This is a genomic window from Halorussus salinisoli (genome assembly GCA_005239435.1).
Lineage (GTDB): Archaea > Halobacteriota > Halobacteria > Halobacteriales > Haladaptataceae > Halorussus > Halorussus salinisoli.
Genome location: SZNP01000004.1, coordinates 211,143 through 236,080 on the forward strand (window position 1 = coordinate 211,143; position 24,938 = coordinate 236,080).

The following is a 24,938-nucleotide window of genomic DNA, read 5'->3' on the forward strand; positions in this document are numbered from 1 at the left end:
CAGTGGGAGTTTCAGGTGTGCAGTTCACTCACCGGACTACCACACCTTTCGGGCACAGGAGTCCCACAGCATCGGTGTGGTGGACTGCTGGCGGTGCCAAGCCACCGTTACCCCTACCCTCGACCGTATACGGAGTCCACGTGTTGTTTTTGCCACAGGGACTCCGGCAGGCGTCGGTGGAGTCGGGGGTATCGTGGTGCTCGCTTTGAGCAGTCAGCACGTGTCGGCACACCCTTCGGGGATGTGACGTTCACCGCCTGCTCTTTCGGATACTGCCTCGTTGTGGGGGCGGACAGGCCGCCTCCGAAGGACGGTTCGGAATCCGCTCCGTTCCGACCGATTCCTCTTTCAGTATCGGTTAGTCTGTCAATTAAACGTTAGTGTTGGGAACTCAGGGCAGCGGCTCTGAACGGTGGATTGTTACCCTCAGTGACTGCGCGTATCCACGGCGTAAACGCCATGGTATGGCGCCTGATCCGCCTATAAGAACGTTTTCTTAGAAAATATGTGGTTGACTCCGCGGGTTCACTTGGACGTATCTTCCGTTCCAGCCTCGCTTTCGGCGTCGGGTTGCGGACCGCCTCCGGTTTGTTTCTCCTGCGACTCGCCCCAGCCACCGGCGTCGGTCACCTCGAACAATTGTCCCCAGTCTTCGTTGTCTTCACTTTCGGGGAGTTGGTCGCGTAACTGCCAGAAGTCGGACTCCGGTACCGCAGTACTCACGAGATCCATGATAACTCGGGCGTGGTACGCCGCCTCCGGTCGGTCTATCCCCTCGATCTCGCTAACCCGCGAGAGAAATTCCTGCCAGTCGAATCGCTGACCATGTTCGTGCACAGCGCCCGTCATGTACCACTTGATCTCCATCGGAAGCGAAGCGGCAAGGTCCTCGGCCGCCCCCTTCGGTATTCGCTGCCCGACCGTCATGAGAGTCGCCCGAATCGCCCGCAGCGTCTCGGCAGTCCCCGGAAGCTCAAGTCGATGCTGTACTTGCCCTGTAAATTCATCAAAGTTCATCTGTTCTCCCCCACGATTTTCACGACCTTGGGGAGCATAAATCCACCCCGATAGGAAGTTACTCTCGGGAGAACGTTACTGCATTCGCAATAAGAGGAGCACGCTGCCGACAATCACCCCAGCACCCATCATGAAGAGACCGAGGCGATGGACGACACCGCTCTCGAACAGGAAAAACAGTAGTCCGCCTCCTACGATTGGCAGGAGAACGAGGAAGACGGCCCAACGTTCAGATAGAGCATCGCTTGCGGATCCGGCTACCATAGACAGACTAGATAGACCAACGACATTCAAGCTGATGCCTTCCGACCAGCCAGACTTGCTGGTGGCTCTATCTGCCGAACTAGGATTGTGTATGTACGCCAACGTCGGTACCCGTAACGCTGTTTTCGGGCCGAGCGTGAATCTTTTTGTCATCGGTTAACGAATTCGCGGTCGTGAATCTCAGTAAGGGATTTCTCCTCGCTCTCGTTGCCGCCCTTCTCGTGCTGTCGGTCGTACTGATCCAACCGTTTCTCCAGTACGTCCTCGGTGCCGTACTCCTCGCTTATGTGCTCTATCCGCTCCAAGTCCGCGTCGAAGCGTACACGTCGCCGATGGTGGCTGCACTCTCTCTCGTCGTTCTGGCAGTTGCGGGGTTCGTCGCTCCGTTCGTAGTAGTCTTTTGGACCGTTGCGGATAGTGCCGAGCGAATCCTCCAGGACTTCGACGCTGACGCGATGCAGATCGAGTTAATCGAAGCCCGAATCGAGGACCTCACCGGACGAGAGGTCGATATAGCCGGCGAACTCGTCGGCTCAGGACGAGAAATCGGGACCGTTGTGTTCGAACGGTCAACCGAAGCATTCGGGACGATCACCTTCCACCTCATCGGGATCGCGCTGGCGCTCTTTCTCATCTACTACCTCCTCAAAGACGGCACCGAACTGCTCGACTGGTTTTACCGAACGATTCCCCTCCCGATGGACATCCAGCGCGATCTCTACGCCGAAATCAACGACGTGATGTGGGGCGTTCTCTTCGGACACATTTTTGTCGGCATCGTCCAGGGGGTCGTCGCTGGGGTCGGACTCGCCGTCACTGGCGTTCCCAATGCGGTATTCTGGACGGCCGTCATGATCGTTCTCGCTATGGTTCCGCTCGTCGGTGCGATTCCCGTCTGGGGTGGGGCGGTAGTCTACCTGTATCTCACGGGCGAATCGTTACTCGCCGTTGGATTGTTCGTCTACAGCGTTATCGTGGTTGGGCTCACCGACGACTATCTCCGTCCGTTTGCCGTCGATAGGTATGCGAAACTCAACCCTGCCGTCATCCTCCTCGGTATCCTCGGAGGCGCGTACGCATTCGGGGTAATGGGACTGTTCTTCGGTCCCGTCGTACTCGGCGCGCTTAAAGCCACTCTCCGCGTCGGCCTAGAGAACTGGTCTCAACTCAGCGAGGGGGACATCGGTTGACCGACCGTTCGTGGTCAGTCGAATGCGCTTTTAGATAGAGAATCGTTGGTCAGTTCTCCATAGTAGCTAGAAGTCACAACGAGCAAAGGAGGCGCGAACGCGCCGCCCGACGAGGCATAATTCCATTAAGACGTTCGTCTCAGGGTATTCATCACGTGGGCTGAAAACTGTTGCAGTCAGAGGATTTCAACAGAGGCAACGGGGCGGTCATTCCTCAAGACCAAGAATCATCCCCGTCGTTTATCGGACTCTCCAGCGTACCACACGCTATGGGAGAACTCGAAACCGAAGCGGAGAAAACGCGGTCCGAAATCGCCTCGTACCTCCGGGAGTTCGCAGATCAACTTGACAGTGGCGGGGATGTGACACTCGAACTCGGTGGTCAGCGGGTGGAGTTGACCCCGACGAATCCAGTGACGTTCAAATTGGAAGGCGAGTCGGACTGGGCGGAGGGCGATACGGAGGCCAAACAGAGCATTGAGTTCGAATTAGTCTGGTGGCGTGACGCTCAGACACCGGAAGAGGGGACGTTAGATATCAGTCCCAAGGAAGAGTGACACCGTCCATTCTCCACAGATTTCAGTACAATGTTCGACCAGATCCTATTCCCGATGGACGGTAGCGAGCCGGCAGAATCGATCCTCGACTACGCGCTCCAGATTGCGGCCGAACACGAGGCCACGCTCCACATCCTCAATGTCGCGGATACCAGCCGAGACAGTCTCATCCGAGTTCAAGGAGAAGTGATCGACGTTCTGGAGCAGGAAGGGCGACGAATCGTGGACCAGGCGGCACAGAGTGCCGCAGAACAAGGTATTGCTGTGGTGACGGAGGTGCTCCAGGGTAATCCGTCCACGACGATTGTCGAGTACAGCAAGCAATCCAACGTCGATTTGATTGTCATGCCGACGCACGGTCGTCGCGGATTGAAGCGGTCTCTCATCGGGAGTGTTACGGAGCGCGTCATCAACACCGCAGAAGTACCCGTCGTCACGGTCAATCCTGACAGAGACCGTCCACTCACGTATCCCTGTCAGCACGTGCTCGTTCCAACGGATGAAGCCGTGGTGCAGAACTCGCGTTAACGAACGGAATAACCGTAGCGAAAGCAACCGGTGCAACGCTTCACATTCTCCACATCGTCGAGACAGGGAACCTCGGTCCCGATACGCAACTCGTCCTGAACGAGGGAGAATTGACGGAACGAGCGAACGAGATTATGACGGACGCCGTAGAGACCGCAGAGGCGGAGTCACTCGACGCCATCGAGAGTGACATCGAATACGGTGTTCCGTCGCAGGAGATTCGCTCTTATATGGAGGAGCATGCAATCGATCACGCTATTCTAGGGACGCACGGGGAAACGGATTTCAGCCGATACGTGATGGGTGGCGTCAGCGCGAAAATCGTCCGAACGTTTCCGATTCCCGTGATGTGGGTCCGTGAACCCGAGTCGAACGAATAGGGGATTGCGTAACTCCATCGAGCAATGGAAACGAGAACAGGGACCCTACTACAAGGCCTGGTGAGAGTAACGATTCTTGATTGACCGCACCCACCCTATAGACACTTAGTCTGTCCGCTCCTGATTTCGAACGGGAACAATGTACGACACTATTCTCGTTCCGTCGGATGGGAGCACTGATGCAGAAACAGCAACTAAAACAGCGCTCAACCTTGCACAACACTTCGACGCCTCGCTCCACGCGATCAACGTCGTTGAACTCGATGAATTTCCGGCGAACGTCGAATCAGAAGCTGCTGAGGAATTAACTCAGCGTAGGGAGGGGATTCTGGCGACACTCAGGGATCAGGCAGCGGATGCCGGTATTTCAGCGGCGACTCACGTTATAGAAACCGCTGACCCGATCCACCGAGCGATTATCGACTACGCACGAGACCACGATGTAGATATCATCGTAATGGGGACGCAGGGACGAACAGGGTTGAACCGTCTCGTCCTCGGTAGCGTCACCGAGCGGACGCTACGTACCTCGCCAGTACCCGTCCTCACTGTCCACGAAGACACCCCTCTCAACCCCGACTTCGAGACGGTCCTCGTTCCGACGGACGGAAGCGACGCGGCAAATGTCGCTGCGGATCACGGGATAACTCTCGCTGAGGCGACCGATGCAGCACTGCACGTCGTTCACGTCGTCAATCTCACTGTCCTGTCGGGAGAGTTCGGGAGTGCTGAGGTGCTGGATGCGTTGGAGGAGGCAGGTCAACAAGCAGTCGATGATGTCATCGCCCGTGCCGACGAAGCGGACCTACGATCCGTCGAGGCATCGGTTCTTAGCGGGACACCCGCCCGAGGCATCTTGGACTACGTCGACGAACGCGATATCGATCTCATCGTGATGGGGACTCACGGCCGAACTGGCTTAGAGAGGTACCTCCTCGGAAGCGTTACCGAGAAAATCGTTCGTGTAGCAGATGTCCCAGTGCTGACCGTCTCACCGCCTGAAGATCACTGAGTTTTCAACCGATCACCCATCACGGAAATCGACTCCTTGTGAACAGCCGTCGCGCAGAGTTGCAGCGATCTCAAGCTAACAAGAAGATGACGCCCGAAATATAGATGGCGAGAATTAGATAGCTTTCGGTTCCGATGTCCGTTCCCAGGTCCTCGGTCTCTCGGCGGATCAACATGATCATCAGGACGCTGTTCATGAGAATAGCTATCCCAGTGAGAAACACCACTTCAGGACTTACGTCTCCATAGATCGGGGCTGCCGAATAGGCGAGGTCACCAAGCGCAATCATGAGTGTATCGAACACGTTTCCACCGATGATATCCCCGATTGCATGGGCTTTCGGTCGATTGTCGAACGAATCGTCCTTTCGGCCGTAAGACGACTGAATTGGAGGAGTTGAAAGTAGGAATACCGTTGGTGTTTGGACGAACTCGTAATCGCTGATTCGGATCTCCATCGCGCAGGAACAAACGAGTCGAGATCGCTTGTAGTAGCGTCCTGAGCGAAACGATTATGTACTCTCCCACTTCTAGTGGGAATATGGCTAAGGTAGACTCGAAAGGTCGAATCGTTCTTCCACAGGAGATGCGAGAGCGGCTCGGTATCACTCCCGGTACGGAAGTAGAGATCCACGAAGAAGACGGCAAAGCGGTCGTCGAACCCGAAGACGACCCAGAGCAGGTTATCGAACGGATGGAACGGCTCGTCGAGGAAACGTCTTCGAAGCGAGGGGAGACGACTCCGCTCGACGCCGAAGCCGACCCAATCACCCGGAAACACAGAGACGCTGTTCGGAGAGGCGCGGAGAAAGATAGCGATGAGTGATGCTGATGGTCCATATCTATTCGATGTCGGAGTAATTGCACTTGCACACACAAACGCCCCTGTTCGTGATACCGCGCTTTCGTACGTCCGGGACGCTATCGCTGGCGACATAGAAGCCGTCGTGCCGTATCCAGCGGTGTTCGGAGCGCACACGGTCTTGACGACGTACTACGGGCGTTCGAACGCAGAGGCGTCTCGACTACTACAGAATTTCTTGGACGCGAAGCGAATCCATTGGTACGACGAGATCGCTGAAGATGTCGTTCGGAGTGGACTTTCTCGGTCGAGTGCGACGAACGTCGGTGGCTGGGACGGGTACTATGCTCAGGTGGCGATAGAAGAGGGAGTGAATACTGTACTGACGATCGACGATGATTTCGACCGATTCGAGGCGTTCGATACCGAGATAATTCTCTCACGGGACGAATTCCGCGAACTGAATACGTTTCTCGAAAACTGATTCTTAGGCCTTCTGCGTAAGCGCCGAGAGCATCCAGCGACCAACCGCTGTGAAGGAACCGAGAACCGTATCCGAAATCGTTCGACTTTCGAACAAAAGGAAACGGATTGCGGCGACGGTGCCGAACACCCCGCCGCTGTCTTGCGATTACTGGCCGTTCAATTGCCGACGGGCGGCATGGGTTTTCAATTGAATGCCGAACGAATCGACCTTTCGGCCGTGAGGCGACCAGATTGGTTGGTTGGTTGAAAATGGTAGTTTCGGTCGGGCTACGTGAGAGTGGTTCCGCGTCATCCCGCAGAACGAGTAACGTTCGACCGCGCCGCGTCGATGTTCTTCGGTTCGACAGAACGCAAAACAGTTATATGTGGCATAAACTATTACATCAGATGTAACAGATGCGCGTCGAGATACAGCTTCCGCTTCCGGACGACCAGATATTCAGGTACGAAGCGATGGACGACATTCTCGAAATCACCGCACAGAATCCGACCGAAGAGTTCTCGAACAGCGAGCTACAGGAGCTCACCGGATTCGGCGGACCGAGCGTTTCGAAATCGCTCTCGCTACTCGAAGCGCTGGGGCTGGTCGTCCGACGTGACAGCGGTCGAAAGACCCTCTACCGAATCGAGGAAACGCGACTCCGCGAGGCCGACGACCCGTTTCTGGAGATACCGCAAGCGGAGTTCCGGAAGCCGCTTCGCGCGTTCGTAGACCGGGTCGCCGACGAGGTACCGTCGGTCGTGGGAGTCGTCTGCTTCGGAAGCGTGGCGCGCGGCGAAGCCGACCGCGTGAGCGACATCGACGTGTTCGTGCTAGTCGCAAACGACAACGAACTGGTGACCGCGCGTCGGACCGTCTCGGACGTTAAGCGCGACCTCGAAGCCGACCCCATCGACGGCCAGCGCTACGAGTTCGAGATGTTCGTCGAATCAACCGAGAGCGCCCGCAATCGAGGCGATGACCTCCGGCCGATTCTGAAGGAGGGGACCGTGTTGTACGAGACCGAGGCGTTAGACCGAGTGAAGCGCGACGTGTTCGGAGGGGACGCCGAATGACCTCGAACGAACTGGAGGAGGCACTCGCCGACGCGGAGGACGCTTTTCAGCGCAAGCCAGAGAACCCGGAAGTCGGATTGAAACACGTCCCTGACTCGGCCGTCCTCCAGTTACGGAAGGCGTGTCGTCTCCTCGACGCGGCGGGCTTCCTCCTCGACCGCAACGGCCACTTCACGGTCATCATCGAAGCGTCGTTCGTCGCCATCGAGCGGTCGATTCAGTTCTACGTCGAGGAGAAGGGATACGACGTCGCCGGTCAGCGCCACACCGAAGTTTACGACGTCGGTGTCCGTGCCGGGTTGTTCTCGCAGGACATCGCCGACCGACTCGAAGCACTCTGGATCGAAAACCGGTCGAAATCGTACTATCGGACGGGCATCGCCGGAGAGTATCGCGCCGAGACGGTCTTCTCGCTCGCCGAGACGCTCCACGAGGAGGTCGTCGCGCTGACGCGGACGCGGGATTGTCTCTGTGAATAACCGAAAACGCGATTTGCTTCCAATCTTCTGTCAAGTCTCGATAGATGACTCTCGTCGGTGATTCCGTTCGACTACCGAACGAAGAGGACGATCAGGAGAATAAGAAATTTAACGAAATAGGCCATAACGAGCGCGAAATTAGCCGATAAGGGTGCGACGGGCGGCATGGGCTCTCGTTCGACCATCGAACGAATCGACCTTCCAGGCGTGAGTTGACTGACCTTGGTAATCTGAAATCCGAAGGTTCTGAACGAGAGTTGCTAAGATCGTTCCCGGAACAGTCCCCTGTTATCGTCGGTTACTGTTGCCCTGTCAATAATGAAGGTGGGTGGATGAAGAGGATACCTTTGTAAGCCCGTTGAAAACCGACAATGGTGGATGAGATGACGCATACCGACGAATCAGAGATACTGATAGTTGGCGGGGGTCTCGCTGGTCTTGCCCTTGCCGACTATCTAGCGCACCAGGGCCACGAACCACTAATCGTCGAGCAAGCTCCACAATGGCGAGACAGCGGGTACGTCATCGGACTCTGGGAGGTCGGATTAGCCGTTCTCGACGAACTCGGTCGGCTCGAAACGGTTCGAGAGGACGCGGCCGATCCCAAGGGATACGAAGTCCGGTCCAGTTACGAAGGTCTGCTCACCCGAACCACGCTCCCGGCCGAGCAAACGCTTTTGCTGGCGATTTACAGAGGGGATTTACACACGGCACTTCGGGAAGGTATCCCCGACGATTGGATTCAGATGGGTACCTCACCTGAGCGGATTGTCGAGCAGACGGACCGTGTCGATGTCACGTTCGACGACAGGACGACTGAGAAGTTTAGTCTCGTTGTCGGGGCCGATGGCGTTCATTCGACAGTCCGTGAGCAATGCTTCACCGACTGGAGGCTCAGAGAGTACGACATGTACATCTGGTCGCTGCGGACCTCCCAGGACATCGATATCGGCAGTGACATGGTGAGCGTGTGGGGTCCCAGTAGTGAGGGATTCGTCACCCGTGTTGGCGACCGCGTCGGATTCAATCTCGCTGCGCGACTCGACATTCCGCCGGAACCACCGGCTCGTGACGCGTTACGTGCACAGGCGGAAACAATCGGCTGGCATTTACCAGCTCTTCTAGATGGAACCGACGAGACCCGTTCTTCGACCGCGTCCGCGATGTAACATGTGAGACGTGGCATACCGACCGGGTTGTCCTAATCGGCGATGCTGCTCACGCTGTCCTTCCGATCTCCGGGATGGGTGCGTCGCTCGCACTGCAGGACGCCCGAGTTCTCGCACAGGAACTCGCTACAGGCCACTCCCAGTGTCGTTCCAGAGCACTTGCACGGTTCGAACAGCAGCGTAGTGAGGCCGCAGAGAGCGTGAAACGCGAGGCTCGTTTCGAAGCCGCCGTAATGTTTCTTGAATCCGAGCATCTTCGACGATTGCGTAACAAAGTGGTCAAGCATACTCCGCTGTTCGGCCTGTTTATCAAGCACCGTGCAACTGATAGCTAACTGCTACCCGTGGTCAGTCAGAACCCACAGATGAGCCGTTCGCACTAGTATTCCCACGCTATCGGTCAGTTAGACGGTCCATGGAAGGACTATTGCTCTGTCGGCATGCGGATTTGATCGATTGCCGATTCGAGCTCGGCTGGATGTTGGGAGCCGACGAACCAGCGCTCCCCGTTCGTCTACACTACTTCTACACCCTGGCCTCCTCGAAGTCGGTACACTGTGTTACCACTCGGTGTTCGCCGTACTTCCCAGTGCAAACGTAGAGCGTACAGTTCTCACTGCCCTGTCCAAAGTCGAACGTTTCCAAAACCTCAGGCCGGAAATCGTGTTATTAGGGACGGATTCTTACGCAAGGATGTCACCTGATTACTGTCGCCAAATCTGGCACTAATGCGAGGTACATTCTATTACACACGTGAACAGTCGTACTTGTTTATCCTATTTCCCGCCCCTATTTGGGAAGAGATAACAAATGACGCAATATAACAAGGTAACTGTTGTCATCTTCATGGCACTCGCGTTGGTCATTGCAAGTGGGCTGACCGTGTCGCTTGCAAGAACTTCAGTAGATGTAGGAACGAACGCCGCCGGAGCACAAGAGACGACTACAGTCGAACAACACGAAACCACCCAAACCGAGACACAAACCCCGTCCGAGACCGAAACGGCAGAGGCCTCCTACACGCAGACGCCGCACATGGGCTGTCAGCCGGGTGCCATCGAGAAGAACGGCACATGTCAACCCGTCACGTCCGGGTCGAACGCCGACATCTTCAGCGCTGAGAACCTCATGGCGATCACGGCGAAGAACACGACGATCGACGGGACACCGGGCTACCTGGCCCGCCCGGCCGACGACGGTGAGTACCCGTCGGTGATCATGATTCACGAGTGGTGGGGGCTCAACGAGAATATCCGCCACATGGCCGACATCCTCGCCGGCCACGGCTACGTCGTGTTCGCGGTTGACCTCTACGACGGGGAGGTGGCTACCAACTCCTCGACCGCCAGCGAACTGGCGAGCGAAGTGCGGAACAACCCCGACGAAGCCGTAACGAAGATGAGCCGCGCGGTGGCGGGCGTTCGTACTCTCCCCTACACGACCCAGGAAGTCGCCAGTTTGGGTTGGTGCTTCGGCGGCGGGCAAAGCCTCCAACTCAGCTTGAGCGAAGCGGACCTGAACGCGACGGTCATCTACTACGGGACGCTGACCACGAACGAGTCCGTGCTCCGTGACATCGACGCCCCGGTGCTGGGGATCTTCGGAGCCGAGGACGAGGTCGTCGGCATCGAGAACGTCCGCGAGTTCAACCAAACGCTGTCGGAGCTCGGGGTCGAGAAGGAGATTTACATCTACGAGGGGGCATCCCATGCCTTCGCCAATCCCAGCGGCGAGAGCTTCCAGCCGGAGGCGACGAAAGATGCGTGGGCGAAGACCTTGCGCTTCCTTAACGAAACCCTCCGCCAAAACGAGGGACAGTCATAGAAAACCCACCCACATTCGACATTGAACGGAAGCAAAATCGGCTCGTTCGACCGATAACCGCCACGTTGTCTGGAGATTATTTCACCTCAAATGAATGAGCGCGGTAGGCTTCAGTTCGACGGTCGAATGAATCGTCCTTTCAGGCGTGAGACGGGGGAATTCGGCGGCTTGAAATCAGCCAAAGGTGGTATCGTCAACTTCACACGGTCGGTTGCCGCGGATTACGCCAAACAGAACGTTCGAGTCAACAGCATCTATCCGGGCTTCGTCGAGACGCCGATGACCGAACCCGCCTTCGGCTAGGAGGAGTTCTATAATTACGTCTACGAACAGACACCGATGGGACGGGTTGCACAACCGGAGGAGATCGCCGGGGCTAGCAATGTTCATCGCCTCTGAGGAGGCTTCCTACATCACGGGCGCGAACTTCCGCTGTTGACGGCGGATGGACGGCACGTTGACATCCTCCCCGCCCTAAAGGGCGAGGCTTTCGCCTCGAATTTTCCGTAAGTTATTGGTCCCTTCATAGTACTAACATCTATAATATGGAAGATGTTCGAGTCGAGCTGAGGTGGGCTCGATCCGCATGAGTACCGACAGCACGCTTCTAACCATCGGACGGGTGGACCGAGACGAGTTCGACGCGGTTCAGGAGACTCTCGACCCGCGAGGTGAGTCAGCGTGACCGACACCCTACTGTCTGTTGCAAACCTGTCGGTCGAGTTCGCCACTGGGGGCGTGACCGCTCGTGCAGTCGACGGCGTGTCGTTCGACGTGGAGCGCGGCGAGACCGTCTGCGTCGTCGGGGAATCGGGGTCGGGCAAGACCGTCACCTGCGAGGCTATTACTCGACTCACCGACGGCGACGTGGCAGGCGACGTCCGATTCGAGGGAACCGACCTGCTCGCAGTCCCCGAGAAGCGCCTCCGAGAGTACCGGGGGTCACGAATCGCCTACGTCTTCCAGAACCCGCAGAACACGCTCGACCCGGTGTACACGGTCGGAGAGCAGTTGGCCGAGTCGATCGCCGAACACGCGGACAGCGAGATCGACCAAAGAGCGTACGCTGTGGACCTCCTCGACCGAGTAGATATTCCCGACCCCGCAGTTCGGGCCGACAACTACCCTCACGAGTTCTCGGGCGGGATGAAACAGCGCATCGCCATCGCGCGAGCACTCGCCGGTGACCCCGACCTCCTCGTGGTCGACGAACCCACCACCGCCCTCGACGTGACCCTCGAATCCCAGATTCTGAACCTGCTGGCGGACATCCAGCACGAGCGCGATACCGCCGTCCTGTTCGTCACGCACGACATGGGCGTCGTCGCAGAGATCGCCGACCGAGTCGTGGTCATGTACGGCGGAAAAGTGATGGAGCGTGGCCCCGTCGGCGAGGTGTTCACCGACCCCGCTCACCCCTACACCCGCGCACTACTCGGGAGTTTGCCCGACGGCGATAGCCTCCCCGAACCAATCCGGGGAACCCCGCCGAATCCGACCGACCACGCCTCAGGCTGTCGATTCCATCCCCGCTGTGATCACGTGGTCGATGCGTGTCGGAGCGGCGACCACCCACCCCATTTCGAACTCGAAGACGACCGAGAAGTCGCCTGCGTCCACTACGAAACCGAGGGCCGCCCTACTACGGCACTCGACGAATCGGGAGGTGAAGACATATGAACGACACGTTCGACGACACTGTGTCGGAGAATGCCTCGGTCGAAGAACGAACGTCCGAACATGACTCGGCCGAAGACACCACGCCGAGGGATGATGCCGTCGACTCATCACTCCTCTCCGTCGAAGGACTGACCAAGCACTATCCGATCACCGAGGGGTGGCTCCAACGGGAAGTCGGCCGAATTCGAGCAGTCGATGGTATCGACTTCGAGGTCCGTCGCGGGGAGACGCTCGGACTCATCGGCGAGTCCGGATGCGGGAAATCGACTGCGGCGATGAGTCTCCTTCGGATAGAGGACCCGACCGACGGGACGGTTCGGTTCGACGGAGACGACGTGACCGAGTACACGGATACCCAACTCCGGGCGTTCCGGCGGCGAGCGGCGTTGGTCTTCCAGGACCCGAACGGGAGCTTCGACCCCCGTCAGCCCGTCGGCAAGTCGGTCGCCGAACCCCTCCGAATCCACGGGATGGCCGACCAGGGGGATCGTCGGGAGGTGACGACCTACCTGCTCGAACGCGTGGGTCTCGACCCAGAGACGCGTAGTCGTTACCCTCACGAACTCTCGGGCGGTCAGAAGCAGCGGGCAGCGCTCGCTCGGGCGCTGACCCTCGACCCGGACCTGCTCGTACTGGACGAACCGGTGTCGGCGCTCGACGTGTCGGTGCAGGCCGAAATCATGCATCTGCTCGACGACCTTCAACGTGACTACGGCCTCTCGATGCTCCTCATCACCCACGATATGGGCGTCGTTCGGACCATCTGTGACCGGGTGGCGGTTATGTATCTCGGCGAAATAGTCGAGCGCGGGCCGGTCGAAGACGTGTTCGGCGACCCCCAACACCCCTACACGCGGGCGTTGGTGGCGTCGGTCCCGACCCCAGACCCGGAGGCTCCAGCGCGCGACGTGGAACTTTGCGGCGAGGTTCCGGACGCCGCGAATCCACCCGGCGGCTGTCGGTTCCACACGCGTTGTCCCGAGGTGATTCCGCCGGAGAGATTCAGCTTCGAGGACGACGAGTGGCGACGGGTGATGGACCTCCGGGTAGCCCTCGAACGCGACGGTTTCGACCGGAGCGTACTCGAGGCGTCCGACGAGAGCGACATCGCGGCCGCGGTCCGAGAGGAGTTCGACGTTCCCGTGCAACTCTCTCACGCCGACGCCGAGGCGGTCCTGTCGCGCGCGCTATCGAAGTTGGTCGACGGCGACAGTGACGCCGCGACCGAGTTGCTCGCCGAGGAGTTCGAGACGATCTGTGAGTCGGAGCGTCCGACACTCGACCAGACTGGCGCCGGCCACGAAGCCGCGTGTCACCTGCACGAGACTGCGGAGAACGAACCCGCCAAGTAGCTGTCTCGGTAGAACTGTATCAGGACGTCCACCGTACCGTTTTATAGCCGATAGAGAATCGAAATACTAAGGCCGGTTATTCGGTGGCGGAGTGGCCTCTCTGGTCGGTCACTCCATCCGGGGGTCGGTCACGTCTCGGAGGGCGTCTCCGAGGACCTGAAGCGCGATGACGGTCGCTACGAGTGCAATCGTGGGGAACAAGACGCCCCACCAGTAGTACGTCGGGAAGAAGTCGGATCTCACGCTGGTCGTCATCACGTACCCCCACGACGGGTGAATCTTCGAGCCGATGCCGAGGAACGACAGCGTCGTTTCGAGGAGGAGGAGCCAACTTATCTGGACCGTGACCGCCGTGAAGATGGCGCTGAGCGTGTTGGGGACGATGTGGGTTCTGACGATTCCGAACCTGGTCGCTCCGGCGCTTTTTGCAACGCGTACGTAGGCGTGTTCTTGCAGTTCGAGTGCCTCCGATCGGATGATTCGGGCGACGCCGCCCCAGTTCATGAGACCGAATACGAGAACGATGAGCAGGAGGCTTCCGCCAGTGCTTTTGTTGGTATAGGCGAGTATCTCCTGGGCGAGTATAATCACGAAGAACGCCGGAATCGACTGCTGGATGTCGACGTACCGCATGAGGAACTCGTCCACGCGGCCACCGTAGGTCGCGGCGGTCGTCCCGACGACGGTAGCAAGCGGGACGATGAGCGCGACGCAGATTGCCGAGATCTCCAGGGCGACTCTCGTTCCGGCGACGATCATCCCGACCACGTCTTTCTTGCCCGGCGTGGTCCCCAACGGGTACTGCCACGTACCGTGGCAGTGACCGTCTATAGTGGGACCGACACAGGTTCCTCCGATTTTGTAGATTTCGAAGCCGACGGGGGGCTGGGTTATCGGGATTCCGTACGGACCGGCTTCACCGAAGACGGCGCGTTCAGGATGAAAGACGAGCGGCCCGAAGAGGCCGAGGAGTACGAACGCGACGAGAAAGACGAAACTCGCGGTCGCCCACACGTCTTCTCGTAGTCGCCGCCAGTACGCGCGGGTCCGCTCTCGTTCGACGGCCAGCGGCACGACGAAGTAGAAGACGAGCACGTCGAGCGCGTAGAGGAACAACCAGTCCAGTCCCGTGAAGTCGTACGAGAAGAGGGCGTAGTCGATCTGGTACACTCCTTTTAGGTCCGCGACGAAGAGTATCACGAGCGCGAGGAGAACTCCGAGGAAGGCCCAGTCGCGCAGTACCAGTCGGGAGCGTCGTTCGTCGGGGTCGGCCAACTCCGCGTTCGTGATGGACGGGCGACTCATCGTTCCCTCCTCGAACGAGCGCTACTTTCCGCGAACGAGACGCGCCCGAAACCGAAGACGTACGCTCCGGCGCGGGGGTTGCCGTCCGACGAACCGTTGCTACCGACGTTCATGGTGCCTCCGATTCGATTCGGGGGTCGATGAAGGAGTACGCGACGTCCTGAAGGAGATTTCCGAACATAACCAGCAAAATAGGAAGTATCGTGGTGGTGAGGATGAGACCGGAGTCGCGATTCTGGATTCCTCGATAGAGCAACTGCCCGAATCCGGGGATATTGAAGATAACTTCGACGACGACGAGGACGACGAACATGACGCCCACGAGTTCGGAGAAGAACAGCGACAGCAACGACGACGTTGCGTTCTTCAGGACGTGCTTGGCGAGCGTCGCCGTGCTCGCGCCGTTGGCATACATCGCCCGAATGAAATCCTCCTGCAGGATGTCGGTAGATTTCGACCGTGCGTACCGCAGTTGGACCGCGAGCAGGTTCACCGTCAGGACACCAGCGGGCAACATGAGTGCGACGAGATTCCGGGATGCGAACAGCGCCTGCTCGTGATCGTAGTCTAGCGTGTGTACGTTGAAGTGTTCTGTCGCGAAGAAGAATAGCGCCAAAGCACCGACGAACGTGGGAATCGCAAATCCCACGTACGCGGCGCTTCGGACGAGGCGGAGAAGTCTGCTTTCCGGCCGCATCGCGAGGAACAACCCCACGCCGACACCGATAGTGACCGCGAAGATTATAGACGGCACGAGGTACGTGAGCGTCACGGTGGCCGCCTCCGCGAGTACGTCCGCGAGGGGTTCCCCGCGCACCGTCGTCCCGAGGTCGAGGGTCAGAAAGCCCTCCATCCACGTCAGGTACCTATCGAGGGGCGGTTCGTTGTAGTTCCTCGCTGCGCGGTACGACTCTCGACATCCAACGCCACGACAGTACTGGTTGGGGTCGGGCGTAAGAGCGAAGGCGACGAAGATGGCGGAGAGGACTCCCCACACACTGACTATCGTCCACGCGAGTCGGTACGTGAGGTACTGTTTTCGGTTCATGACGCTCGCCGTCCTTCGATCCGGCGCGTCGCGTTCCGCGGACCGCGCCCGAACGCCGAGCGTCTTCGGTTACGCCGTGTCTCCATGCTATCGTGCCGTGTTCATCCTATCGCCATAAATTTTCCTAATTATATGACATGTTTGTAGGAGTTTATGATGGCGGTGTTTCACGTAATGGCACGTGCACCCCATCCATTTCGTGAGGAACGTCGAGTAAACACCGATACGGGAATCTCAGACAGAACCAGCCGACGTGGTGTCGGAGATCGAGTTACTCGACACTCGTGACGTGGGCGGAATGGGAACCCCCACACCCCGTGTGCGAAATGAAATCGGGAAAGAGATGGGGCGAGGTACCGTCGGATTACGGCGGACTAGACGTACAACGAGAGAATTTCCACCGGAGAGACTTTCTGCTGCGAATTTCGGAGAAAAATGCCTTACTAGTACAAACCTTTATATAGTTGTGTGGTTAACCAAATCCGTATTGGAACTTACATCAAGTAAAACGACACGTCAAGTTTCGTTTTGCTTATTTGTAATATTATAGGTAAGTCTGCGTTTTGTCCGGGTAGCTACCCACCATATCGTCCTCTCGAAGCTTCTCCTGCCGTTTTCTTCTTTCCCGTACCGCTATGAAGACCACCTGTAGATTCACGGAATTCATTTCGCACACGGGGTGTGGGGGTCGACGGGCGCTCGGCCGAGTGTCTCCTCGACCGGCGTTTCCGTCGTTGTTACCTCCGTGATCACCTGGTATCCGATCTTCTCATCATTCACTCTCCGGAGTTCCGGCCGTCGTGGGTCACCAGCTCGATTTCATCTCGCACACGGGGTGGGGTTCACCCGATTTGATTTCGCCCGCGGTCCGACGGCTTCTCGAACGCACCCTCCATACGGACCTTCTAACCGCTATATTCAGCGAATTTAACCTCGCACACGGTACCCATATTTATTTATGGTCTGGAATATACTCCGATAACATGGCCGACGGTGACGACGAACAATCTCTTTCACAATCCATCAAAGGACGTCTCCAAGAAGGAGCTCAAAACTCCGTGTTCAGGGACAAAGGGCTACTCGACCCGGACGCCGTCATCGACGAAGACAGAATTGTCGGTCGCGACCAGCAACTAGACGACATCATCACGTACCTTCGACCGGCGCTCCAGGGCAACCGTCCTCCGAACATGCTCCTCTACGGCCCGTCGGGGACCGGGAAATCGCTCATCATCAACGCGGTCTGCCAGCAAGTTCTCGAACTGGCGAACACCCAAGGCGACGAGTTCGGCGTCATCCGGATCAACTGCCAGACGATCAAGTCTCACGACCGTGCCGTCTACCGACTCGTCGAAGACGCTGCGCTCGAAGCCGGCGTCGATATCGAGGTTCCCGAGAGCGGCGTCTCGACCGACCAGAAACTGAACCGATTCTACGAACTCCTGAGTCAGAACTTCGATTCCGTCATCATCATCCTCGACGAGGTCGACCTCCTCGCCGGCCGCCAGCGTGACCCGAACGACGAGCCAGCGTACTCGAAACTACTCTACCAGCTTTCTCGCGCGTCTCAACTCGGACGAATCGACGGACACATCTCGGTCGCTGCACTCACGAACGACCCCCGGTTCATGGAGGACCTCGACGGACGGGCGGAAAGTTCGTTCAATCCACAAGACGTCGTGTTCTCGGACTACGACGCCAATCAACTGCAGTCGATTCTGGAACGACGGCGTGACGCCTATCAGGACGGCGTTCTCGAAGACGGTATCATCCCGCTTAGCTCGGCGTTCGCTGCTCAGGACCACGGTGACGCGCGGAAAGCGATCGATCTGTTCCGGAAAGCCGGCGAAATCGCCGACCGTCGAGGTGAGGATACGGTGTGTGAAGAACACGTTCGTGACGCTCAGAAAGAGGCCGAGCGCGACCGCACCTTGACACAGATGCAGGGGCTTTCGACCCAGAAGAAGATCTCGCTCTATGCAACCGCGATCGTCCCCGTCTATTCACAGCGAAACCTGAACGCCGTTCCCAGTACCGTCGCGTACCGAGTCTACCAGTCCATTACCGACCTCTTGGACGTGGACAAGAAGTCCCGCGACTCCTATCTCAGATACATGAACGAAGCGGAGACCTACAATTTCGTCACGTCGGAGAAACGAGGCCGGGGTTACGGAAGCGGCGTCCACAAGGAGTACACGTTCGTCGACGACCCCGAAGTGGTCGCCGAAACGCTCCAAGCTGATATCAGACTCGAAGAGGTCGAACACAACGGGGATCTTATCGAGTCCGTCGTCAACGCTCAAATCGAGGATTTCTTCGAGGCATCGTAGCTCGACACGGGTTGTCACCGTCCAGGATTTCATCTCGCACACGGGGTGCCCGTCCATCTTGACCACGATCGACTTACTGTCTATCCTCTGGCATCGAGAGAACTACGTACGTCAGACAGCACCACACAGAAATTCATTTCGCACACGGGGTGGTTCCACTTCGCGATCGTTTCACACCCCGGGGAACCTGTCTCCTAATTCATATCGCACACGGGGTATCCCCATTAACACACCCCGCAAAATCACTTCGCACACGGGGGGTCGACCGAGCTACGGACATAACTCTAAAGAGGGATTAACGTCTGCCCGGCGAACAGACCTGTACGAGGCTCACGCGCTGGCGAGGTCGTCGGATTGCTGGACGTCGCCGCCGAGGTATCGCTCGAGGAGCGCGAATCCAGTGTCGAGCGTGATAGCGAGTAATGCGCCAGGAATCGCACCAGCAATCGCCATCTCCATCTGGTAGAGTTTGATGCCCTGAAGAACCCAGGTACCGAGGCCACCGCCCCCGACGAAGAATGCGAGATAAGCGGTACCCACACCGATAACCGAGCTCGTGCGAATGCCAGCGAAGATGACCGGGAGGGCCTTCGGAAGCTGAATTTTCCGTAGGACCTCCATATCAGTCATCCCCATGCCTCTGGCCGCTTCGACGACCCCCTCGTCGACATCCTCGATACCGGCGATGGTGTTCGTGAGTATGGGCAGTAGAGCGTACACGAATAGGCCTGCAACTGCCGTCACGAATCCGATTCCGGTGATGGGGAGCAACAGGAAGATGATTGCAAGCGTCGGGATGGTCTGGGCGGTATTCCCGAAGCCCTTGATACTAGATTTCGCTCTGGGGAACCGCGTCGCCGCGATTCCGAGTGGGACGGCGACCAGTATCGCCAGCAGTTCTGAGACCAGCACGAGTTTGACGTGAGTCCACAGGTGGTGGAGGAACTGCGACCAGTGGCTCGTGATGAAGTCGTAGGCCACCGGAAGTTCACTGAGGACACCTAGCGGGACGGCGGCCATGTCAGACCGACCTCCGCGTCGGGTCGCTCGTCCCCCGGAGATCTGACTCTTCGACCACGCCGACGACCTCCCCGTCTCGAGCGACCGGGAGCCGGTCATCGTCGGTTTCAAGTAGCCGCGAGAGTGCGACCTGCGCCGTGTCCGACGGCGTAATCGGTTCGACATCGGGGACGGACTTGCCGTTTGCTTCGCACATTACGTTTCTGACCGGTGTGACTTGGAGCTTCTTTAGCTCGCGGTCCTGTCCGATGAAGTCGCGGACGAAGTCGTTCTTCGGATTCTCGAGGACGTTCTGGGGCGTGTCGTACTGGACGAGTTCGCCCACGTCGAAAATGGCGATCCGGTCGCCCATTTTGAGGGCTTCCTCGACGCTGTGAGTGACGAATAGGATCGTCACGTCGAGTTCGTCCTGAATGGCGAGGAACTCGTCCTGTAACTCCTCACGGGTGATCGGGTCGAGCGCCCCGAACGGTTCGTCCATCAGCATCACGTCCGGGTCGGCCGCGAGCGCGCGTGCGACGCCGACGCGCTGGCGCTGGCCGCCGGACAGTTCCGTCGGGTGTTGGTCGGCGTACTCCGCGGCCGGAAGGTCCATCAGGTCGAGGAGTTCGCGGACGCGCTCGCGGATACGGTCGTCGTCCCAGCCTTTGAGATTCGGTACCGTACCGACGTTGTCAGCAACTGTCATGTGGTCGAACAGGCCGATTTCTTGGATGACGTAGCCGATGTCTCGACGGAGTTCGATTTCGTCTTTCTCGCTAATGTCGGTGCCGTCGAAGTAGACGGTGCCCTGGCTGGGTTCGATGAGTCGGTTGACGAGTTTCATCGTGGTCGTTTTTCCACATCCCGAGGGTCCGACCAGCACCGTTGTCGTTCCTTCCTCGACCTCGAAACTGATGTCCTCGATAGCGACGGTACCGTCGTCGTACTGCTTCGTGACGTTCTGAAATTCGATCATGGGCGTGGATTGGTGGTTGTCGTCGTGGTTTCGGTGTCGTCAGCCTGCCCCGTGAATCGTGACAGGACGATACTGGCGAGGCCCTGAACGGCTCGCGTTCCGAGGTTCGGTTGGATGCCTTCGCCGTTTCGTAGTCGGAACACCTGTTCGACGACGCCGAAGACGTAGTCGATGGTGAGTGTAAGGAGGGCGAGGGCGACGGTCGCACCGACGATTTCGACCGAGTTCGAACTCCGGTAGCCCTCGAAGATGGGAACGCCGAGACCGCCAGCACCGATGATTTCGCCGATAGCGGCGATGCCTACGAGCAGGACCACTGCGTTCCTGACCCCGGACATTACCACAGGCAGCGCCATCGGGATCTGAATCTTGCGCAGGCGCTGGAACTTCGTCATCCCGAGTCCCTGTCCGGCCTCGACTGCGGCCTCGTCGACGCCGGTTAAGCCGACGTAGGTGTTCCGGATGACGGGCAACTGCGTGTAGAGGATGAGCGCCATCACAACCGGCGGTGAGCCCGTGCCGAGCGACGGAAGGAGCAGTGCGAAGAGGGCTACCGAGGGTATCGTCATCATGATGCCCGCTAGCCACAGGACCACCGCTGCGAGCTTGTCGTTGTAGGTGATGAGCGTCCCGAGGGTGATTCCGAGTGGCACTGCAATCACGAGCGCCCGGATGACGAGAATGGCATGTTCGCGTGTGTACCCGAGTAGTTGAGATTGGTTCTCTGCGAAGTACTGGAGTACTTCAGTGAAGAATCCCAGCACGATGAAGGCGGGCTCGCCGGCGAACGTGACAGCGTTGGTGGCCATGGCGTTAGACGATTCCTTCCGATTTCAGGTAGTTTTTCGCGACGGTTCGAGCATCTTTCCCCTGAATAGAGACTTTCTGGTTCAGCGAACGGATGTTGTCGGTCGAGAGGGAGTTCGCAATCTCGTTCAACGGCTCCTCGATTTCGGGATTCTCGTCGAGGATCTCCTGCCGGGTCATCGGCGCAGGATTGTACACTGGGAAGAACCCTTGGTCGTCTTCGAGTGAGGTGAGGTCGAACTTCAGAATCTTGGGGTTCGTGTTGAACCCGCTACCGAGGACCGCCTGCTCGTTCCCGACGACCTTGTAGGTGAGCGACGAGCCAACGTTCTTGACGTTGAGTTTCTTCGCAGCGTCCGAGAAGCCATAGTGTTCGGTCACGCCGGGCCAGCCGTCCTCGCGCTGTTCGAACTCGGCGTTCATGACTACGGTCTCGTCCGTGTTACCGTCTTTCACCCACGTTCCGAAGTCCGAGAGCGAGGAGATTCCCTGCTCCTCGGCCCACTTCTTTCGAGTGAGGAGGACGTACGTGTTGTTGAAGGGAGAGCGTTCGAGGAGCGTGATGCCGTACTCTTCTTCGAACTCGTCTTTGACGTTGTTGTAGATTTTTTCTGAATCCGTGATGACCTCGTCGTGCTTCGGAGGGAGCGTCGCCCAACTCGTCCCGGTGTACTCCCAGTAGAGGTCCGACTCGCCGTTCTTGAGTGCCTCGAAGTTCGTGACGGACCCACCGAGGCCAACCTTGTCGTTCACTTCGACCTCCGTGTTGGCCTTTAACGACTCGACTGTGAGGTACCCGAGGATCTTCTGCTCGGTGAACGACTTCGAGGAGACTGCGATAGAACCGGTACTGCCCTCGCTACCACCGAGGATGGCGCTACACCCTGCAGTCGAAGTCAGTCCTGCCATGCCAGCCGCCGCGCCCGTCTTCCGGAGTAGATCTCGACGTGTGGTCTCTTTTCGCATGCCTACCTCACTGTAACCCGAATATCCCGATTAATCATTGGCACGAACTATTCTCGGTCTTTAAGTGTGGTCGTCACATCGACCTCGCCGGAACGATAGTCACCGGCACGCTTGCGTTGAGGACGATCCGTTGAACGATACTACCAAAGACGGCTTTGCCAGCGGGGCTTCGCTTCCGACCGTAAAGATAGACTCGGTCTGCGTCCACCGATTCGGCCACGTCGAGTATGGCGTCGGCTGTCCGGTCGTCTTCGCGAACACCACGTGGCGTTGGGTCGAGTCCGCCGTCGGTCAGGACGTCTACGGCCGCGTGAACGCCGGTCTTCCGCGAGGCGAGGTCGTTCACAGAGAGCGTGTCTCCAGTATCGAGGTTGGCGCGCGTCGATTCCACTTCGTCCTCGTCGAAGACGTGCAGGACGACGGCCTCCGTGTCCTCGTCCTCTACGTTCGTGACGACCTCTGCCACTTGTTTGGCCCACCGTGCGTGATTCTTCACCGGCAACAGGACGGTACTGTTCATATCGGGATATCGTCCGACAAAGGTATTATTCGATTGTACAACATGTATTGGATATAAGTCAGCGGTCGTCCGCCGCGAGGTTGACGTAGGTCACGAGAAACTCCATGAGCGAGCGTTCGGCCTTTCGGAGGTGGTTAGAGGCTGTCGTCTTGGTGATATCCATCTTCTCGGCGAGTTCCTCTAGCGTGGTCTGGCGTGGGATGTCGAAGTAGCCCTCTTCGAGCGCGAGCGTTATCAGTTCCCGCTGACGCGGCGGAATAGAACCCAGAAGTTCCTGCCACTCGGCCGCGCTCGGCGTTACTTTCCGACTGAAGTCGTTGGAGATGCGCTCAACCGCGACGGGACCGAACTCCGAGAGTACCTCTGTCGCCTTCGAGAGTTCCTCGCGGTCGTTCAACAGCAAGTCGAAGCACTCCCGACCATCCTCCAGTTTGGTCGGACCGAGGGGGAGAAACCCCTCGTAGAGCAGCGTCTGCAGCGGCGTGAACTCGGTGAGCGACCCGCGGACGAACAGCGTCGCCGACTCCCGGTCGGAGTGTTGGAGTTCGTACCGTTCGAGGACGTCGACTTCGTCGATGGCCTGATGGTCCTTGATGACCGAAAGCGATTCGTCAAGGTCGTCGGCCTCCAGCGCCACGATGCCGATGTAGCGCCGGTTCCGAAACGTCGACGCGAGGAACTCCGCGAAAACGCCGTATCGTGCGAGTTCGGCGGTCCAGTCTTCCTCGTACCGGACGGAGACCTTGGCCGTGAGCATTGTCGGTACGCTATCGGCTGGAATATTAAACCCCTCTGTGGTCGGTCGCTTTTTCCGTGTCGGTCTGTCCACAGTCTGCGCGCCACGGGTCGAGGAGTCTCTCTACCGTGGCCGCCGGACTGTCGAGTTCGGCTTCGACACGGCCGACGGTACCTGGTGGGACCGACGGCTCGAAAAGGTCGGCCGCTTTCGCACGAAGTTCGGTGTCCGAGAGAGGGTGTTCCCGAGCACCTCTCGCCCGAGTCACGTCCGAGGTAAGGGTGCGACCGTCGCTCGTGAGGAGTTCGACGCGGGCGAGACACTCGTCCGGGAACCGCTCTTCGAGGCCTGGGTCCACGACCAGTTCCACGCGGTCGGCGAGCGCGAGTATCGTCGAGTCCTCGCGCCGAACAGCGGCGAGTTCCGCGGGCGTGAACTCGCCGCAGACCAGTGCGGCCGCCACGGGGTACGGATACGAGTACTCGGCTGCCTCGGCCGTCCCGGGGCGTCGAGTCCGCAGGTGGGTCGCCGCCTCGAAGGTGTGAACGCGGAGCGTCTCGACCGACTTGAGGTCGAAGCCGTGGGTTTCGCGCAGGGCGAGCACCGCGTCGACACCGGGTTGTGCCCAGCGACAGCACGGGTACGGCTTGAGGTAGCCCGTAGTCAGGTAGAAACGGTCGCCTAGGTCGTCGGTCGCGTCGACGTCAGTCTCGTCGAAGACGGTTCCCGACGCAGTGAACCCTGCCTCCGCGAGGTCGACCGCGGCCGTGCCAGCGTACGCACCCCAGCCGATGCCGTCCTTGGTCATACCGGGATTCTCGACGCCGCGCATGATCGGCGTTCGTGGCGCGTGGTATTCCGCGGTCCCGAGGGCTGCGGCCGTCGTCTCCCGGTCTAGTCCCCGGAGTCGTGTCACTGCGGCCGCGGCCCCGACCGCGCCCCACGATCCGGTTCCAGTGTAGACGTCGTCGGTTTCGTGGATGGCGAGTCCTGCACGGACCGCGAGTTCGTAGCCGACGCCGACCGCGGTAAGGAACTCACCGACTGTCGCGTCGGTGATCTCCGCGGCGGCGAGCGCCGGTGGGACGACCACGGCCGCAGGATGGCCCTTCACCTCGCGGTGGCCGTCGTCTACGTCCAGCGCGTTTGCCGCCGTCGCGTTCACGAGCACCGCGCCCTGTTCCGAGAGAGAACCACCGTCTCCGGAGAGCAGGGTCGCGGCGTCACCGGCGTGATGGTCGGTTGCGTAGGTTCGGACGATTTCGGTTGTCGGCATCTGGAACCCGGCGGTCGTGGCCGCGAGCGTGTCGAGCACCCGCCGCTGCAAGTGTTCGCGCGCCTTCTCGGAGAAGTCGTCTATCGTCGCGTCGTGGACGAACGAGATGGCGATATCGGTTGTCATGTGAAAACGAGAGAGCTACGAGAAATGGACGGTAAGCGGGTTGTGGCCGTC

General features: G+C 58.8%; 27 protein-coding genes. 16 read left to right on the top strand and 11 right to left on the bottom strand.

The window, feature by feature from the left end; translation table 11 throughout:
• Window positions 1-525: 525 nt before the first annotated feature.
• The gene (locus E2484_RS12340; protein WP_137285527.1) at window positions 526-1,017 is read right to left on the bottom strand and encodes a DUF2267 domain-containing protein; all 492 of its coding nucleotides are present in this window, start codon (window positions 1,015-1,017) and stop codon (window positions 526-528) included.
• Between the two features lie 437 nt (window positions 1,018-1,454).
• Here E2484_RS12340 and E2484_RS12345 point away from each other — a divergent pair, with 437 nt between their 5' ends.
• From E2484_RS12345 to E2484_RS12360, 5 genes are all read left to right on the top strand, one after another.
• Window positions 1,455-2,471: an AI-2E family transporter gene (locus E2484_RS12345; RefSeq protein WP_137285528.1), complete on the top strand. Its 1,017-nt coding sequence runs from the start codon at window positions 1,455-1,457 to the stop codon at window positions 2,469-2,471.
• Window positions 2,472-2,740: 269 nt separating this feature from the next.
• Window positions 2,741-3,028 (top strand): amphi-Trp domain-containing protein, encoded by a 288-nt coding sequence (locus tag E2484_RS12350; protein WP_137285529.1) that lies wholly within the window; start codon window positions 2,741-2,743, stop codon window positions 3,026-3,028.
• Between the two features lie 30 nt (window positions 3,029-3,058).
• Window positions 3,059-3,556 (top strand): universal stress protein, encoded by a 498-nt coding sequence (locus tag E2484_RS25555; protein ID WP_321112585.1) that lies wholly within the window; start codon window positions 3,059-3,061, stop codon window positions 3,554-3,556.
• An 8-nt stretch (window positions 3,557-3,564) separates the two neighbouring features.
• Entirely contained in the window at window positions 3,565-3,936 is a 372-nt protein-coding gene (locus E2484_RS25560; RefSeq protein WP_321112648.1) for a universal stress protein, read from the top strand.
• A gap of 139 nt (window positions 3,937-4,075) precedes the next feature.
• Window positions 4,076-4,948, top strand: coding sequence for a universal stress protein (locus tag E2484_RS12360; protein ID WP_137285530.1), 873 nt, complete (start codon window positions 4,076-4,078; stop codon window positions 4,946-4,948).
• 70 nt (window positions 4,949-5,018) lie between these two features.
• On the opposite strand, the gene E2484_RS12365 is transcribed toward E2484_RS12360, so the two are convergent.
• Complete coding sequence (locus E2484_RS12365) at window positions 5,019-5,405, bottom strand: hypothetical protein (RefSeq protein WP_137285531.1); 387 nt, start codon at window positions 5,403-5,405, stop codon at window positions 5,019-5,021.
• Window positions 5,406-5,488: 83 nt separating this feature from the next.
• Between E2484_RS12365 and E2484_RS12370 the strand changes: the two genes are divergently transcribed.
• The 10 genes from E2484_RS12370 to E2484_RS12410 all read left to right on the top strand — a co-directional run bounded on the left by E2484_RS12370 (window position 5,489) and on the right by E2484_RS12410 (window position 13,795).
• The gene (locus E2484_RS12370; protein ID WP_137285532.1) at window positions 5,489-5,773 is read left to right on the top strand and encodes an AbrB/MazE/SpoVT family DNA-binding domain-containing protein; all 285 of its coding nucleotides are present in this window, start codon (window positions 5,489-5,491) and stop codon (window positions 5,771-5,773) included.
• A complete protein-coding gene (locus tag E2484_RS12375) occupies window positions 5,766-6,233 on the top strand; it encodes a type II toxin-antitoxin system VapC family toxin (RefSeq protein ID WP_137285533.1) in 468 nt (155 codons plus the stop codon). Before E2484_RS12370 ends, E2484_RS12375 begins: the two co-directional genes overlap by 8 nt.
• Window positions 6,234-6,631: 398 nt before the next feature.
• Window positions 6,632-7,291 carry a nucleotidyltransferase domain-containing protein gene (locus tag E2484_RS12380; protein ID WP_137285534.1) on the top strand — a complete coding sequence of 220 codons (660 nt, stop codon included), beginning with the start codon at window positions 6,632-6,634 and terminating at the stop codon, window positions 7,289-7,291.
• Window positions 7,288-7,770 (top strand): hypothetical protein, encoded by a 483-nt coding sequence (locus E2484_RS12385; RefSeq protein WP_137285535.1) that lies wholly within the window; start codon window positions 7,288-7,290, stop codon window positions 7,768-7,770. The genes E2484_RS12380 and E2484_RS12385 overlap by 4 nt, the downstream gene beginning before the upstream one ends.
• Before the next feature lie 371 nt (window positions 7,771-8,141).
• The gene (locus E2484_RS12390) at window positions 8,142-8,939 is read left to right on the top strand and encodes an FAD-dependent oxidoreductase (RefSeq protein ID WP_321112589.1); all 798 of its coding nucleotides are present in this window, start codon (window positions 8,142-8,144) and stop codon (window positions 8,937-8,939) included.
• Window positions 8,940-8,974: 35 nt separating this feature from the next.
• A complete protein-coding gene (locus E2484_RS26035) occupies window positions 8,975-9,274 on the top strand; it encodes an FAD-dependent oxidoreductase (RefSeq protein ID WP_394347916.1) in 300 nt (99 codons plus the stop codon).
• Between the two features lie 475 nt (window positions 9,275-9,749).
• On the top strand, window positions 9,750-10,763 hold the full coding sequence (locus E2484_RS12395) for a dienelactone hydrolase family protein (protein ID WP_137285536.1): 1,014 nt from the start codon (window positions 9,750-9,752) through the stop codon (window positions 10,761-10,763).
• A 168-nt stretch (window positions 10,764-10,931) separates the two neighbouring features.
• Window positions 10,932-11,066, top strand: coding sequence for an SDR family oxidoreductase (locus tag E2484_RS25565; RefSeq protein ID WP_321112590.1), 135 nt, complete (start codon window positions 10,932-10,934; stop codon window positions 11,064-11,066).
• A 378-nt stretch (window positions 11,067-11,444) separates the two neighbouring features.
• Window positions 11,445-12,443, top strand: a complete 999-nt coding sequence (locus E2484_RS12405) for an ABC transporter ATP-binding protein (protein WP_137285537.1) — start codon at window positions 11,445-11,447, stop codon at window positions 12,441-12,443.
• Window positions 12,440-13,795, top strand: coding sequence for an ABC transporter ATP-binding protein (locus E2484_RS12410; RefSeq protein WP_137285538.1), 1,356 nt, complete (start codon window positions 12,440-12,442; stop codon window positions 13,793-13,795). Before E2484_RS12405 ends, E2484_RS12410 begins: the two co-directional genes overlap by 4 nt.
• Window positions 13,796-13,903: 108 nt before the next feature.
• Here the strand turns inward: E2484_RS12410 and E2484_RS12415 are convergent, their stop codons facing one another.
• A complete protein-coding gene (locus E2484_RS12415) occupies window positions 13,904-15,100 on the bottom strand; it encodes an ABC transporter permease (RefSeq protein ID WP_137285539.1) in 1,197 nt (398 codons plus the stop codon).
• A 109-nt stretch (window positions 15,101-15,209) separates the two neighbouring features.
• Window positions 15,210-16,148 (bottom strand): ABC transporter permease, encoded by a 939-nt coding sequence (locus E2484_RS12420; protein ID WP_137285540.1) that lies wholly within the window; start codon window positions 16,146-16,148, stop codon window positions 15,210-15,212.
• 983 nt (window positions 16,149-17,131) lie between these two features.
• Here E2484_RS12420 and E2484_RS12425 point away from each other — a divergent pair.
• The gene (locus tag E2484_RS12425; protein WP_137285541.1) at window positions 17,132-18,478 is read left to right on the top strand and encodes an orc1/cdc6 family replication initiation protein; all 1,347 of its coding nucleotides are present in this window, start codon (window positions 17,132-17,134) and stop codon (window positions 18,476-18,478) included.
• A gap of 330 nt (window positions 18,479-18,808) precedes the next feature.
• Here the strand turns inward: E2484_RS12425 and E2484_RS12430 are convergent, their stop codons facing one another.
• The 7 genes from E2484_RS12430 to E2484_RS12460 all read right to left on the bottom strand — a co-directional run bounded on the left by E2484_RS12430 (window position 18,809) and on the right by E2484_RS12460 (window position 24,887).
• A complete protein-coding gene (locus E2484_RS12430) occupies window positions 18,809-19,498 on the bottom strand; it encodes an ABC transporter permease (protein ID WP_137285542.1) in 690 nt (229 codons plus the stop codon).
• A gap of 1 nt (window position 19,499) precedes the next feature.
• On the bottom strand, window positions 19,500-20,456 hold the full coding sequence (locus E2484_RS12435; protein ID WP_137285543.1) for an ABC transporter ATP-binding protein: 957 nt from the start codon (window positions 20,454-20,456) through the stop codon (window positions 19,500-19,502).
• Window positions 20,453-21,265, bottom strand: a complete 813-nt coding sequence (locus E2484_RS12440) for an ABC transporter permease (RefSeq protein ID WP_137285544.1) — start codon at window positions 21,263-21,265, stop codon at window positions 20,453-20,455. Before E2484_RS12440 ends, E2484_RS12435 begins: the two co-directional genes overlap by 4 nt.
• Window positions 21,266-21,269: 4 nt before the next feature.
• Window positions 21,270-22,172 (bottom strand): ABC transporter substrate-binding protein, encoded by a 903-nt coding sequence (locus E2484_RS12445; RefSeq protein ID WP_137285545.1) that lies wholly within the window; start codon window positions 22,170-22,172, stop codon window positions 21,270-21,272.
• A 130-nt stretch (window positions 22,173-22,302) separates the two neighbouring features.
• Complete coding sequence (locus E2484_RS12450; protein WP_137285546.1) at window positions 22,303-22,749, bottom strand: universal stress protein; 447 nt, start codon at window positions 22,747-22,749, stop codon at window positions 22,303-22,305.
• A gap of 58 nt (window positions 22,750-22,807) precedes the next feature.
• Entirely contained in the window at window positions 22,808-23,506 is a 699-nt protein-coding gene (locus E2484_RS12455; RefSeq protein WP_137285547.1) for a helix-turn-helix domain-containing protein, read from the bottom strand.
• A 25-nt stretch (window positions 23,507-23,531) separates the two neighbouring features.
• Window positions 23,532-24,887 (bottom strand): MmgE/PrpD family protein, encoded by a 1,356-nt coding sequence (locus E2484_RS12460; RefSeq protein ID WP_137285548.1) that lies wholly within the window; start codon window positions 24,885-24,887, stop codon window positions 23,532-23,534.
• Window positions 24,888-24,938 lie beyond the last annotated feature (51 nt).